The following is a 14,139-nucleotide window of genomic DNA, read 5'->3' as shown; positions in this document are numbered from 1 at the left end:
GCGGGTTCCTGTTAGTCGCTGAGCGTGTGGTTGAGCTGCGCCAGAATTTGGCTGACGTCGCCCTGTTGCAGCTGGCTGATAAAGTCGGCGTGGATAATCTTGCGGCACAGCGCGCCGATCATCTTCACCTGGTTTTCTTCCCCTTCCTGCGGGACGCCGATGCAAATCCAGCCGTTGACCGGTTCACCGTCGGCGGCCTGCCAGTCAACGGGATTTTCTCGGCGAGCAAACAGGACGAAAGGATGTTTGACGACGCGGCTTTTGCCATGCGGCACCGCAATGCCGGAACCAAAGCCGGTGGAATGCAGCTTTTCGCGCTGCAGCAGCGTTTGCAGAAACTGGTTTTTGTCGCTGACAAAGCCGCGTGTGAACGCCATATCGGCCAACGATTTCAGAATGGAATAGGGCGTATTGCCGCTTATGTTCAGGTTGATACAGTCGGGGGTCAGAAGTGCCATGCTGATAATCCGTCTAAAAAACAGACACTCAGTGTAGCGGGCAGAAGGGATAACGCTGATGGGCAATATGTCGAGCAGTCGTGACAGAAACTGCGCTAAGTTTTGCGGGTTGGCGCACACTCAGATGCGGGGCCTGAGTGTGTTACCGATTAATGCAGGCCGAAGTAACGAAGCAGCGCGGTGACCACCGCGGCAGCGACAATCACCACGATCAGCGGCTTTTTGCGCCAGGCGAGAAACACCGCCACCGCCACGCCGAGGACGCGCGCACTGCCGGCAAAATGGCTGCCTTCAAAGAAGGTTGCGGCCAGCGCGACGGCAAACAATAAGGTGGTCGCTGCGTCGTTGAGCATCGCCTGGGAGTGGTCGGAAAGCGCCAGCTTATTGCCGAGCTTCGCACCGCCGAAGCGCATCAGGTAGGTACCGGCAGAAAGGATGGCGATGCCGATAATAATCCACAGGGTATCGGCCATTATTTTTTCCTCGCGAAAATGCCCAACAGTGACAGCAGCACCGGCACGCCCGCCGGGGTAAAGGGTACAGACGCCAGCGAAATCGCTGCGCCGCTGAGCGCACGGATTAAAGTGGTGCGCTTTTTCAGCGCCGGAACCACCAACGCCAGCAGAATCGCCGGGAATACCGCATCGAGGCCGATGGTTTCCGGGGCCGGAAGCAATTTTCCGACGCCGCTACCCAGCAGCACGCCGACCGGCCAGAAGATGGCTATCCCGCAGCCGCACAGCCAGTAGGCGGCTTTGCGCTGTTCCGACGTCGGTTGCGACAGACCAAACACCACGCTTTCATCGTTCATGATATGGCAGCCCAGCAGGCCGGTGGCGCGGGTGCCCACCAGTTCTCGCACCGCGATGCCGAACGGTATGTGTCGGGCGTTGACCAGTAAACCCGCCGCTGCGGCCGCAAACGGGTTGCCGCCACTGACGATAATCCCGAGAAACATAAACTCTGAGGCCCCGCCTAACACCAGCGTGGATAACGCCAACGGCACCCACAGCGGAAAGCCCCATGACATGGCCAGAGATCCATACGAGACGGCGACCACGCCCACCGCGATGCAGACCAGCAAAATGGCTTTGATGGTGTCGCCTTTCAGGCTGGAGAGAGACAGTTTGATCATGCAGGTTTAGCCATATCGAACGAGTTTCCATTATAATGAACAGTGTTGATTCGTTTTTCAAGGCGAACGATTCGTTCGTTATATAAATTATTATGGAGCCGTGTATGACACAGCCAATCAGCGTGATCTCCCGCAGTCTGGTGCGCGAACGTCAGCGAACCGGGCTTTCATTGGCAGAGATCGCTCGTCGCGCCGGGATTGCGAAATCCACGCTCTCGCAGCTTGAGGCGGGAAACGGTAATCCTAGCCTGGAAACGCTGTGGTCGCTGTGCGTGGCGCTGGATATTCCGTTTGCCCGTTTGCTGGAGCCTCAGGCGCCCACGACGCAGGTGATTCGCCGGGGTGAAGGCACCAAAGTGGTGGCCGAACAGGCCAACTATCAGGCGATTTTGCTCGCGACCTGCCCGCCGGGTGCCCGTCGGGATATTTACCTGCTGATGACGCAGCCGGGCGCGGACCGCATTTCTCACCCGCATTCGCCGGGTTCCGTGGAGCATATTATTGTCACTCAGGGCCGGGCGATGGTGGGCTTAACGGAAGCGCCAGAAGAATTAGGCGAAGGAGATTACATTTGTTATCCCGCCGACCAGCAGCATGTTTTTAAAGCGCTGGAAGACGATACGCAGGCCATTCTCATTGCTGAACAGAATTAATGATAACCGCCCTCAATAATAAGGGCGGTTTTCGTTTAATTGATTTGTTTATTATATAATTAAAAAATTGAGGTGTTAGCTCGCTCACGTTGTTGCCTATTTTAATTATCACCTTTCCTCTCTAAGTCATATTATCCACTGTCTGGTTTTATTTACTGACATCCTGTTTAAAATCAAGGCGAATGCACGTAAGTGATTCCTCTTAGTTGAACAATTATAACTATAAGCTATTCATCGCAAGAATATATTCATGGTGGAAAGATATTTCCGCATTATTATTTTCTCAAGGAATGATGCATATGAAAAAAACGGCAATCGCAGTTGCTATCGGATGCTTATTGGTGGCGAATTCGGCTACGGCAAAATCTACCTCTCTCAGCGTTGAACAGCGTCTTCAACTGCTGGAAGACCGACTTATTTCGGCTGAACATCGGGCTGAAAAAGCGGAGCAACAAGTCGAGGTGTTGAAAGCACAGCAAACCACAGACCGAAAAGAGATCAAAGAAGTACAGGAACGCGTGGTGGTGAAAAATGAAACCCCGGCAACGGAGACCGCGAATAATGCTGCCAGCCCTGCATTATCTCTCTCCGGCTATGGCGACCTGAGAATTTACGGCGATGTCGAATTCAATATGGACGCGGAGAGTAAACGAGGGACGCTGACAAAACTCAACGAAGATAATACGACCGAACAGTGGGATATGGATGGTCGTATCCTGCTTGGCATCGACGGTATACGTAAGCTGGATGATGGCCGTTTTGCGGGCTTCTCCGTTCAGCCGTTGGCTGATATGTATGGCAGCATGAACCTTGATGATGCGTATTTCCATTTCGGTCAGGAAAATGACTGGAAAGTGAAAGTGGGCCGCTTTGAGGCATTTGATATGTTCCCGCTTAATCAGGATACCTTTGTTGAGCATTCGGGTAATACAGCCAATGATCTTTATAGCGATGGCCAAGGCTATATCTACATGATGAAAGAAGGCCGCGGACGTTCAGATTCAGGTGGTAACTTCTTGCTGAGTAAACAAGTTGATAACTGGTACTTTGAATTAAATTCACTGATTGAAGATGGTGCAACACTGTTTGCTGATAATGATAATGTGAGTGCAAATGGACGTACCTACCATGGTCGCGAGATGGATAAAGAGAGAAATGTTATCTATATGCGTCCGGTCGTTTCCTGGTCTCCGATGAAAGAGCTGGCATTCTCGGCGGCAATGGAATCCAACGTCATTAATAATGCCTACGGTTATACCAACAACAACGGTGATTTTGTCGATCAGTCCGATCGTACCGGGTATGGTTTGACCATGACCTGGGACGGTAAGAAAACCGATCCAGAAAATGGTGTGACATTTAACATTAATACCGCGTATATGGATGCCGATAATGAAGAAGATTTTACTGCTGCAACGAACGCGTTGTGGAAAAACTTCGAAATAGGCTATATCTACGCCCATAATAAAATCGACGACTTTGAAAACATGGTTTGCGATGAAGACTGTATCATCACCGACGAAGGGACCTATGATATTCACACCATACATGCGTCTTATTTGATTCCCAACGTGATGGATATGAAGAACTTCAATATCTATCTGGGGACCTACTGGTCTAAAATCCAGAGCGATGAGAAGATTTCCAGCGATGACGATCGCTACGGTGCACGCGTGCGCTTTAAATACTTCTTCTAAGTGGATTAATGCTCAGCAAAAAAAGCGCCTGTTATCAGGCGCTTTTCATTTTTATTCCAACCAGAACACTTCTTTCAGCTCCGCGCTCACCGGGCTGTGGTCCGGATTCGACGGCATCACTTCACCCATGAATTTCCACCAGCGCTGACACACATCGGTGTTGGCTACGGCATCCCAGCGCTCTTCCGATTCGATTTCGACCGTCGCAAACAGCAGGTTGCGGGCCTTGTCGAGATAAATGGCGTAATGGTGCGCGCCATGCGCTTTTAGCACCGCTTCCAGCTCAGGCCAGATCGGGTTATGGCGACGTTCATATTCTTCGTGTGTATGCGGGTGAACCTGCATGACAAACGCTTTACGGATCATAATGCCTCCAGATAGAGCTCGCGAACCTCGTCGCGGCTGGCGGTACGCGGATTGCACGGTGCACATGGGTCAGCGAGGGCTTTATCCAGCCACCCTTCGATATCGGCTTTGGTGACGCCGAGCTGGCTGAAGCCGGACGGAATGCCGACGCGGGTGCTGAGATCACGGATCGCCTTAATCGCGGCCATGCTCGCCGCTTCGTCGCTCATGCCCCGGGTGTCGACGCCCATGGCGTGAGCTACGCGGGCAAAACGCGGAACAGCATTTGGACGGTTAAAGTTTTCGATGATTGGCAGCAGAATGGCATTGCACACGCCGTGCGGCAAATTATGCGTCGCCCCCGGCTGGTGCGCCAGCGCGTGAACCAGACCGAGACCGGCGCTGTTAAACGCCATGCCCGCCAGATACTGACCGAACGCCATCTGTTCACGTGCTTCAAGGCTGTGACCGTTTTCGACCGCTTCCGGCAGCCACAACGTAATCAGGCGAATGGCTTCCAGTGCGTTGGCATCGGTGAGTGGATGTGCGCCCACGGACACAAAGGCTTCGATGGCGTGAGTGAGTGCATCCATGCCGGTGGCGGCTGTCACAGAAGCTGGAATATCCAGCATCACGCTGGCATCGTCCACGGCGATATCCGGGATGATGTTCGAATCGATAATGACTTCTTTCACCTGGAGCTCACTGTCGATGATCACCGCGTTGCTGGTCATCTCGGCGGCGGTTCCGGCGGTGGTGTTAATCGCTACCAGCGGTACGCCCGGGTTTTTGACTTTGCCGACGCCGGAATAGCTCGTCGACGGCCCCGGGTTGGCGGTGAGGATTTTAATCGCTTTGGCGGTGTCGATCGGGCTACCGCCGCCGAAGGCAATCAGGTAATCACAATTAGCATCCTGGTAAGCCTGGAAACCCTTCTGTACCAGCGCTTCCGTTGGGTTAGGGAACACGTCATCGAACAGATGATAAGACAACTGGTGCGCATCCAGCGCGGTAAACAGGGAATCGAGCAGTCCCATTTTTACCAGCTGTCCGTCGGTAACAATCAACGCTTTACCCCATTGTTTTCCCGCCACCAGATTGACCATATCCCCGATTGCGCCCGCGCCATGCAGGCTGATTTTCGGCAGTGCCAACATAAAACTCATGCTTATTCTCCTTAATATTGCTGATTTTACTGCCGGTTGGCACCTGCCAACCGGCGTTAATTCCGTCTTCGCGCCATGATTCTGCGCGCAATAATCGGCAGGGAAATCACTACGATCAGCATCGCGCCGATGATGATCGACATTACGATGCCAGGCACGTTAAGCAGGCTCAGGCCAAAGGTCACCAGCCCCATCAGGAAGGCGGCAATAATCACGCCGACCATGCTGCCGGAACCGCCAAGAATATTGACCCCACCGAGCACTGCCATCGTCACCACTGATAATTCCCAACCGAGCGCGATGGTCGGCCGCGTGCTGCCCAGACGCGACGTCAGCAGCACCGCCGCAAGGCCGGACATCAGCCCGACCAGCACGAACAGCATCAGGTTGTGGCGCTTGACGTTAATGCCCGAAAACCACGCCCCGGTCGGGTTATTGCCAATCGCAAACGTGCGGCGACCAAAGTTGGTTTTGTGCAACACGAAAGTGAACACTGCGGCGAGCACGATAAACAGCGTGAACTCAAATGACAGTGCACCCCAGACGTAGCCCTGACCGAACCACGCGAAACTCGCCGGGTACTGGTTCAGCGCCTGATCGCCGAGCAAAATGTAGGAAATGCCACGGAACAGGCTCATGGTGCCGATGGTAATCACGATGGAAGAGAGGTTCAGCCGGGTGACCAGCAGCCCGTTCACCAATCCACACAGCACGCCCACGCCCAACCCCACGCACACCAACAGCGGTGTATCCATCCCCGCCACGGCGCAAAAGCCCATTGCCGTGGAACTCAACGCGATGATCGCCGCCACCGACAGGTCAATTTCACGGGCGATGATCAGCATCGCCATCGGCAACACGATGATCGCTTTTTCGGTGAAGTTGAAGGTGGCATCCGACAGGTTCCAGATGTTCAGAAAGTAAGGCGAGGCGAACGCGTTCACCACAAACACCGCCAGGGTGACCGCCAGCAAAAAGCCTTCCCAGCACGCCAGGCGCTGGAAAAATGACGGGGCGGGCGACGCGTTTTGCACAGCTTCTGAAGTCAGCATTTTGCTCATGATTTCACCGCCAATTTTTGCCGGGCCAGCGCCGCATCGCGCAGGATGAGGCGGCCTTTGCGCTTGTTGCCGCGCTCGTTGAGCACCACCGCAATCACAATCACCGCACCGGAAATCGCCATCTGCCAGAACGGCGAGACGCCGATAACCGGTAGCGCATTGTTGATAACGCCGAGGAAAAGCGCGCCGAACAGGCAGCCGAGCACGCGCCCGGTGCCGCCCATGGTGCTGATCCCGCCGATTACGCAAGCGGCAACAACTTGCAACTCAAAGCCGTTGGCGACATCGACGTATGCCACCGCAAAGCGTGAAATCCATAAATAGCCGCAGAAACCGGCGAGCGCGCCAGAGAGGCAGAAGCTGATGAACTGCATTTTTCCGGCGTTGATGCCGGTGTAATACGCCGCCGTGGCGTTGCCGCCTGCGGTGTAAAGTGAACGCCCCGTCCGGCTGTAGCGCAGGAAATAGCCGACCACAAACAGCGCGGCGATGGCGCACCAGCTCAGCACCGGAAGCCCGAGCAAAGCGGCGCGCGGCAGGCCGAGAAAATCGGCGCTCATCTGGTTGGAGTTCACCCAGCCGCCGTTGGACAGCAGAAAAATAATCCCGCGATAAATGCTCATTGTGCCTAGCGTCACCACAATCGCCGGAATACCCATTTTCCACACCAGCAGCCCGTTGATGATGCCCATCAGCAGACCGAGCAAGGTAGCCAGCGCCAGCAGTGCAACCACCGGAATGTCTGGATGATGGAAATTGAGCAGCGCCACAATCATGCCGGTAAGCGCCAGATTGGCGGCCATCGACAGGTCGATGCCTTTGGTCAGCAGCACCATCATCTGGCCGAGGGCGAGAATGATCAGGATCGCCGTGTCGTTGAACATTTCCACCAGATTACCCGGGGCGATGAACGACGGCGTGCGGCTGCCGATGGCAGCGACCAACAGCACAATCACCGCAGCCAGCAGGGCTTCGCGGTGTTTAAGCAGAGATTTCAACATTACGCCGCCTCCCTGCCTGCACCGCTGGCGGCGCTGACGATAACTTCCGCCGTCGCATCGCCTGCGCGGTATTCCGCGACCATCAGACCTTCGTGCATCACGATGATGCGGTCCGCCATGCCCATCACTTCGGGCAGTTCGGATGACACCATGATCACCGCCAGGCCTTGTCCCACCAGCTCAGACATGAACTGATGCACGGCGGCCTTCGAGCCGATATCAATGCCTTTTGTCGGCTCGTCGAGGATGATGACCTCGGGTTGCGTGGCGAGCCATTTGCCGATCACCACTTTTTGTTGATTACCGCCGGAGAGCGTTTCCACCGCCTGACGCCAGCTGGAGGCTTTCACCTGCAAGCGTTTGGCATAGTCGTCCGCGAGTTTCCATTCCCTTTCGTCGTGCAAAACACCGTTCGGGTTGAGTTTCCGCAACTGCGGCAGACTGATGTTTTGCGCGATAGGCAGCGCAATGATCGCCCCCTGTTTTTGCCGTTCTTCCGGCACGCAAACAATCCCGGCCTGAATAGCGTCGGCGGGCTGGCGGAAGTGCACGGTCTGGCCGTTCAGAATAATTTCGCCGGAGGATGGCTGCGTCACGCCAGACAGCGCTTGCATCAGCTCGGTACGTCCGGCGCCGACCAGGCCGTAAAAGCCGAGGATTTCACCTTTGCGCAGGCTGAAATTGATATGCGCGAATTCAGTTGGATGGCACAGGTCTTTGACTTCCAGCACCGTGTCGCCGGGTTCGCATGCCACTTTCGGGAAGGTCTGGGTAATGGCGCGACCCACCATCATCGACACCATTCGTTCTTCGGTGATGTCATGGATGTTGCCTGCGCCGACGAATACGCCATCGCGCAGAATGGTGTAGTGATCCGCCAGCTCGAAGATTTCGTCGAACTTGTGCGAGATAAACAGAATGGCTTTGCCGTCCTGTTTCAGGCGCTCAACAATTTGATAAAACTCCAGAATTTCATGCTGAGACAGGGCCGCCGTCGGTTCGTCGAGAATCACCACCTGCGCGTCAAACGACAGCGCGCGTGCAATAGCGACCATATGCCGCTGGGCGATACTCAACGTTTTCAGCGTGGCGCGTGGGTCAATCTGCACTTCGAGTCGCGAGAGCAGCGCCTGGGCACGACGGTGCATTTCCGGCCAGTCGAGTTTCTTCAGGAAGCCCTTACAGACGTACTGCCCAGCGAAAATGTTTTCGGTGACTGACAGCTCATCGAACAGTACGGTCTCCTGATGAATCGCGGTGATACCCACTTTGTGGGCTGAGTCCGGCGTGGGCAGCTGAATGGGGATGGCTTTATAGAGAATGTCGCCCTCGTCGGGCTGATAAATACCGGTCATCACTTTGACCAGCGTGGACTTTCCGGCACCGTTTTCGCCAATCAGCGCGGTGACTTTTCCGGGCCACAGGCTCAGTTGCACATTCTCCAGGGCGCGCACGCCGGGGAAGAATTTGCTGATGCCCGTGAGTTGGAGCAATGGGGTGGATTCGTTCATGGGCGTTCTCCATCAATAGGAGCCTTGTAGGGCGGGTAAGCGCCAGCGCCACCCGCCGTGTTGCCGGATGGCGCTACGCTTATCCGGCCTACAAAACACATCAGAAAATTTTGGAGAACTTATCAATGTTGCTGGCATCGTAAACGAAGGGCTTCGCCATCGCGCCGTTGCCGTCGGCATCCAGCGTGACTTTGCCGAGTTTACCCATGCTCGCTTCGGTTTTGGTGGCGCTGCCTTTGACCAGATCGTCCGCTAAGTACGTAGCCGCATAGCCCAGATCGATAGGGTTCCAGATAGCAAAGCTTTTGCTGGCGCCGGATTTGATTGCCCCCGCCATTTCAGACGGCAGGCCCAGACCGGTCACGTAGACTTTGCCGATTTTGCCCTGATCTTTTACTGCCTGCGCCGCGGCCACGATGCCAACGGACGACGGCGACACAATGACTTTCAGGTCAGGATAGGTTTTCAGCAAACCGACCGCTTCGCGGTAGCTTTTATCGGAGAGGTCATCGCCGTAAGCGACCGTCACCAGATTAATCGACGGATATTGCGGCAGCACTTTTTTCATCTCCGCAATCCAGATGTTCTGGTTGGTGGAGGTGGGTGTTGCGCTCAGAATCGCGACATCGCCTTTGTCGACATTCAATGCTTTCAGCGCATCGGCGGCCAGCTTGACGTTGGTTTCGCCGATCAGCGCGTTATTGGAAGGATTCAGGTGGATCTGACGGCCAGCTTGGGCCACGCCGGAATCCCACGAGACCACTTTAATCCCACGCTGCATCGCTTTTTTCAGCACTGGCACTAATGCATCCGGATCGTTGGCGGAAATAGCGATCGCATCGACGCCCTGGGCGATCAACCCGTTCAGCACTTCGATCTGTGCTTCAGCGGTGGTGGTTGTAGGCCCGGTATAAATGACTTTTACGTCACCTAACTCTTTTGCCGCTTCCTGCGCGCCAACGTTGGCTGCTTCAAAAAATCCATTTCCCAGCGATTTTGCCACGAGGGCGATTTTGACTTCAGCTAAAGCAGAACCGGAAAACGCCAGTGCGGCAACGGTGAGGATCAAGCTTAGTTTTATTTTCATTGCTTTTACTCCACTTCGAGTTAGTTGTAGGGATTGCAGGTGTGTGTTCGCCCCGTCTCAATGAGCGGGGCGCGATGTTGTTATCGGTAAACTGTTATGCGTAAAGCGCTAATGCTGATGCCATCGGGGTCACGTCAAAACGTTTTCCGAGTGCAATCAGTTCTTCTCGGGTGATGGTCTGTTTCATGCCGCCCATCGAGTAGACCTTCACCAGAACTTCTGCCGATTTCTCGGCGGTATCAATTAAGCCAAACGCTTCATCAAGCGTCGGGCCGCTGCCGAACACGCCATGGAATGGCCATAAGACCAGCGAGTGCTTCTGCATTTCAGTGGCGGTTGCCTGGCCGATTTCATCGGTACCCGGCACCATCCACGGCAAAATGCCGACGCCATCCGGGAATACCACCAGACACTCGGTGCTGCCTTCCCACAGTTTGCGGGTGATGAGGTCCGTGTCGTTTTCCAGCACGTAAGTCAGGGCAATCAGGTTGGTGGCATGACAGTGCATGATCACGCGGTCTTTGCCATTGGTCGCCTTGATGCGTTCGCAATGGGAAAGGAAGTGCGCTGGCAGCTCAGAGGTTGGCACCGCTTCGTGCGTCAGCCCCCAAAGAATGTGGTAGCCCGCGCCGTCGCTGTCCACTTTCACCACGCCTAAATTGGCGGTCGGATCGAGTTGCACGTTGCGGAAGAATTTGCCGGAACCGGTGACGATAAACGGCGTATTCGCCAGAGCAGGCATCGGCTGGCTCAGGGCGATATAGCGCGGCTTCGTGTGGAAATCCGCTTCGAACGGCGCGATATCGGCGTCGTCGAGGCGCAGGGTCAGGTTGCCGCCGTTGCGTTCGTCCCAGCCTTTCAGCCAGGCATCAGTGGTGGCTTTGATCATGCCCTGGACGAACCAGGAATCGGTAATGGTGTGCATAATGTCTCTTTTCCTTCAAATCGCCGGGTGCCGCTGCGCTTACCCGGCCTACCTGTAACGCGTAGTCCCGGCAAGCAACGCGCCGCCGGGCATCTCTTTTATTTACGCTTCGCTAAAACGTCTTTTTCGTAAGCGCGAACGTTGTCGAGCCACTGGCTGCCCGCAGGCGCATCGTGACGTTGGCAATACATTTCCCATACCGCCTGCCACGGCAGGCATTTCTGCTCTTCGAGCAGCGCCAGACGCGCGGTGTAATCGCCATCGAGTTCCAGCTGACGCAGTTCCGCCGTCGGTTCCAGCAGGGCGCGCAGCAGGGCTTTTTTCATGTTGCGCGTGCCAATCACCCATGCGGCGATACGGTTAATCGAGGCGTCGAAGAAATCGAGTCCAATGTGCACGCGGTCGAACAGGTTGTGGCGGATGATTTCGCTGGCGATAGCCTGAGTTTCGTCATCCAGCAGCACCACGTGGTCGCTGTCCCAGCGCACCGGGCGGCTCACGTGCAGCAGCAGGCGCGGTACGAACAGCATCGCCGCAGAAATTTTGTCAGAAATCACTTCGGTCGGATGGAAGTGACCCGCGTCCAGACACAGCGCGGTCTGGCGGCTGGTGGCGTAACCCATGTAGAACTCGTTGGAGCCGACGGTGTAGCTTTCCGCCCCGATACCGAACAGTTTGCTTTCCACCGCATCGATGTGATGCGCCGGACTCAGTTTTTCGCTGATGATTTCATCCAGCGCGTTCATCAGACGCTGACGCGGCGCTAAGCGGTCGACGGTCAGGTCCTTCATGCCATCCGGGATCCAGATGTTCATCACTGACGGCGTGCCCAACTGCTCGCCGAAATACGCGGATACGCGGCGGCTGGCTTTGCAGTGATCAATCCAGAACTGGCGGATTTCATCGTTGGCGTGGGCCAGCGTAAAGCCGTCGGCGCTCATTGGGTGCGAGAAGCAGGACGGATTGAAATCCAGCCCCAGTTTGTTGGTTTTCGCCCACTCAACCCAGTTTTTGAAATGCTCCGGTTTGATTTCATTGCGACCAACCGGTGTCTCGGACTCCAGATAAATAGCATGCAGGTTCAGGCGTTTCGGTCCCGGGATCAGGCTCAGGGCTTGTTCCAGATCGGCACGGAGTTCAGTGGCGTTGCGCGCTTTGCCCGGATAGTTGCCGGTCGCCTGAATGCCACCCGTTAACGCACCGCCTGGATTTTCAAACCCGGCCACGTCGTCGCCCTGCCAGCAGTGCATAGAGACAGGCAGACGATCAAGTTGACGCAGTGCCTCCTCGACGTCGACACCTACAGTGGCATAACGTTGTTTTGCCAGTTCCCAGGCTTGTTCAAGTTGAGTGGTCATGCGCAAAGCTCCTTGGTCTGTTGTGGCTGAAACTGCGCGACATAGCGGGCAATTTCACTGTTCGAATCCGGATTAAACGTGGTGAGGGCGTGGTTGCCGCGCACCACCTTGCGAAAATCATCGACGTCTTTGAGTTCATCAAGCGTCATCAACTGCACGCCGATATTACCCAGCGTCGAGGCTTCAATCGGCCCGGCGATAACCGAAATACCGCAGGCGTCGGCGCAGAGCTGATTAAGAAGTTCGTTCTGGCAACCGCCACCCACGATGTGTAGCTGTGAGAAGCGGTGACCGTGAAGGTCAGCGAGCTGGTGCAGCACGCGGGCATACAGCAACGCCAGGCTGTCGAAAATACAGCGTGCCAGTTCGGCGGCGCTTTCAGGCTCCGGCTGGTCGCTTTCGCGGCAGGCGGCCTGAATTTCGGCGCTCATGTTGTCGGGATTAATGAAGCGGTCATCGTTCGGATTAATCACGAACTGACAGGCGGGCAGTTTCTGCGTCTGGGCGACTAACGCCCCGATATCGCTGATGTTTTGCTCTTTCAACACCCGCTGCAGCAGCCACAGGCCCATGATGTTTTTCAGTACCCGGTAGCGACTTTCCGCGCCGCCTTCGTTGGTGATGTTGTTCGCCAACGCGATGTCACTGGTACACGGCGTTTTGCTTTCATAGCCCATCAGCGACCAGGTGCCGGAAGAGAGATAGGCCGCGTGTTTGTCTGCCAGCGGCGAGGCAATTACCGCACTGGCGGTATCGTGGCTGGCGACGGCGACCACCGGGATTTGATTCCCCAGCGGGCAAATCCAGTGCCCGATAACGTTGCCAGGATGCGTCGGCGTGCCAAACCAATCACGCGGCGCACCAGCCCAGTTGAGCAGATCGCCATCCCAGTTATCGGTGTTGATGTTCACCATTTGAGTGGTGGTGGCGTTGGTGTATTCCCAGTTCATTTTGCCGGTCAGGCGGTAGCTGAAATAGTCGGGGATCAGCAGCGCGTGGGCGACGTTGGTCAGTACGTCTGGCTGTTGTTCGGTTAAGGCGCGGAACTGGTAAAGCGTGTTGAATGGCAGGAATTGAATGCCGCTACGGCGATAGATGTCGGCGCGTCCAAGCTGCGTTTCAGCGCGTTGCATCACGCCCTGAGTGCGGCTGTCGCGATAGGACACCGGGAGGCCAACGCGGTGGCCTTCTTTATCCAGCAGCACAAAATCCACGCCCCACGTGTCGATACCGATGCTGTCGATAAGAATGCCGTCATCGCATACTTTCTTCAGCCCGCAGCGGATTTCAGCTTCCAGACTGTCGATATCCCAGCAGTCTGTGCCGTCCACTTTCTGCAGCGTATTCATAAAACGGTGGATTTCACGTAGCGCCAGGGTCCGTTTGTTTCGGTCGTAACTGGCCAGCATGACGCGCCCGCTGGAGGCACCTAAATCAACCGCCACACAATGGCGAAAACTCATGGGGAGATCCTTCTGATAGTCATTACGGACAGTCTGAAGGAGCGCCATCGAATCGACCTTCTCACTACTGACAGCGGCAAAAGGCGGCTGGCAAGAAAGCAAAGATGAACGTGAGAGGCATCACACTTTCCAGTAATGAGCCCGTTTCATGCGGGTGTGACGCTGGGCCCATTTCCTGATTTTTCCTGTCGTTTCTTGAAAAACGGACAGGGTTTGCGTGCTTTGCTGTCAAAACTTCAAGGTGAGAATGGCGGGGGCTGCTTATTATCCTGATAACTT

General features: G+C 55.5%; 14 protein-coding genes. 2 read left to right on the top strand and 12 right to left on the bottom strand.

Annotated elements, in window-relative coordinates:
• Nucleotides 1-11 precede the first annotated feature (11 nt).
• The 3 genes from A8O29_RS22185 to A8O29_RS22175 all read right to left on the bottom strand — a co-directional run bounded on the left by A8O29_RS22185 (nt 12) and on the right by A8O29_RS22175 (nt 1,593).
• Nucleotides 12-458, bottom strand: coding sequence for a PTS fructose transporter subunit IIA (locus tag A8O29_RS22185; RefSeq protein WP_125353071.1), 447 nt, complete (start codon nt 456-458; stop codon nt 12-14).
• A 149-nt stretch (nt 459-607) separates the two neighbouring features.
• A complete protein-coding gene (locus A8O29_RS22180) occupies nt 608-931 on the bottom strand; it encodes an AzlD domain-containing protein (RefSeq protein WP_125353072.1) in 324 nt (107 codons plus the stop codon).
• Nucleotides 931-1,593, bottom strand: a complete 663-nt coding sequence (locus tag A8O29_RS22175) for an AzlC family ABC transporter permease (protein ID WP_420853962.1) — start codon at nt 1,591-1,593, stop codon at nt 931-933. The genes A8O29_RS22180 and A8O29_RS22175 overlap by 1 nt, the downstream gene beginning before the upstream one ends.
• A gap of 104 nt (nt 1,594-1,697) precedes the next feature.
• Between A8O29_RS22175 and A8O29_RS22170 the strand changes: the two genes are divergently transcribed.
• The gene (locus tag A8O29_RS22170; protein ID WP_125353074.1) at nt 1,698-2,246 is read left to right on the top strand and encodes a helix-turn-helix domain-containing protein; all 549 of its coding nucleotides are present in this window, start codon (nt 1,698-1,700) and stop codon (nt 2,244-2,246) included.
• Nucleotides 2,247-2,545: 299 nt separating this feature from the next.
• Complete coding sequence (locus tag A8O29_RS22165) at nt 2,546-3,943, top strand: carbohydrate porin (protein WP_125353076.1); 1,398 nt, start codon at nt 2,546-2,548, stop codon at nt 3,941-3,943.
• 51 nt (nt 3,944-3,994) lie between these two features.
• Here A8O29_RS22165 and rhaM read toward each other — a convergent pair whose 3' ends face one another.
• The 9 genes from rhaM to rhaB form a co-directional block, all read right to left on the bottom strand.
• A complete protein-coding gene (gene rhaM / locus A8O29_RS22160) occupies nt 3,995-4,309 on the bottom strand; it encodes an L-rhamnose mutarotase (RefSeq protein WP_110511882.1) in 315 nt (104 codons plus the stop codon).
• Nucleotides 4,306-5,454 (bottom strand): lactaldehyde reductase, encoded by a 1,149-nt coding sequence (gene fucO, locus A8O29_RS22155; RefSeq protein WP_125353077.1) that lies wholly within the window; start codon nt 5,452-5,454, stop codon nt 4,306-4,308. Before fucO ends, rhaM begins: the two co-directional genes overlap by 4 nt.
• 56 nt (nt 5,455-5,510) lie before the next feature.
• Nucleotides 5,511-6,515: an ABC transporter permease gene (locus A8O29_RS22150; protein WP_125353079.1), complete on the bottom strand. Its 1,005-nt coding sequence runs from the start codon at nt 6,513-6,515 to the stop codon at nt 5,511-5,513.
• Nucleotides 6,512-7,516: an ABC transporter permease gene (locus A8O29_RS22145; protein WP_125353081.1), complete on the bottom strand. Its 1,005-nt coding sequence runs from the start codon at nt 7,514-7,516 to the stop codon at nt 6,512-6,514. The genes A8O29_RS22150 and A8O29_RS22145 overlap by 4 nt, the downstream gene beginning before the upstream one ends.
• On the bottom strand, nt 7,516-9,027 hold the full coding sequence (locus A8O29_RS22140) for a sugar ABC transporter ATP-binding protein (RefSeq protein ID WP_125353083.1): 1,512 nt from the start codon (nt 9,025-9,027) through the stop codon (nt 7,516-7,518). The genes A8O29_RS22145 and A8O29_RS22140 overlap by 1 nt, the downstream gene beginning before the upstream one ends.
• A 100-nt stretch (nt 9,028-9,127) precedes the next feature.
• Entirely contained in the window at nt 9,128-10,114 is a 987-nt protein-coding gene (gene rhaS / locus A8O29_RS22135; protein ID WP_110511877.1) for a rhamnose ABC transporter substrate-binding protein, read from the bottom strand.
• A 94-nt stretch (nt 10,115-10,208) separates the two neighbouring features.
• The gene (gene rhaD, locus A8O29_RS22130; protein WP_125353085.1) at nt 10,209-11,039 is read right to left on the bottom strand and encodes a rhamnulose-1-phosphate aldolase; all 831 of its coding nucleotides are present in this window, start codon (nt 11,037-11,039) and stop codon (nt 10,209-10,211) included.
• Between the two features lie 98 nt (nt 11,040-11,137).
• Entirely contained in the window at nt 11,138-12,397 is a 1,260-nt protein-coding gene (gene rhaA / locus A8O29_RS22125; RefSeq protein ID WP_125353087.1) for an L-rhamnose isomerase, read from the bottom strand.
• Complete coding sequence (gene rhaB / locus A8O29_RS22120; RefSeq protein ID WP_125353089.1) at nt 12,394-13,860, bottom strand: rhamnulokinase; 1,467 nt, start codon at nt 13,858-13,860, stop codon at nt 12,394-12,396. The genes rhaA and rhaB overlap by 4 nt, the downstream gene beginning before the upstream one ends.
• Nucleotides 13,861-14,139 lie beyond the last annotated feature (279 nt).

Origin of the sequence: Scandinavium goeteborgense, assembly GCF_003935895.2 — a bacterium.
GTDB classification, from domain to species: domain Bacteria; phylum Pseudomonadota; class Gammaproteobacteria; order Enterobacterales; family Enterobacteriaceae; genus Scandinavium; species Scandinavium goeteborgense.
This window is presented reverse-complemented; position numbering and strand designations above follow the sequence as displayed.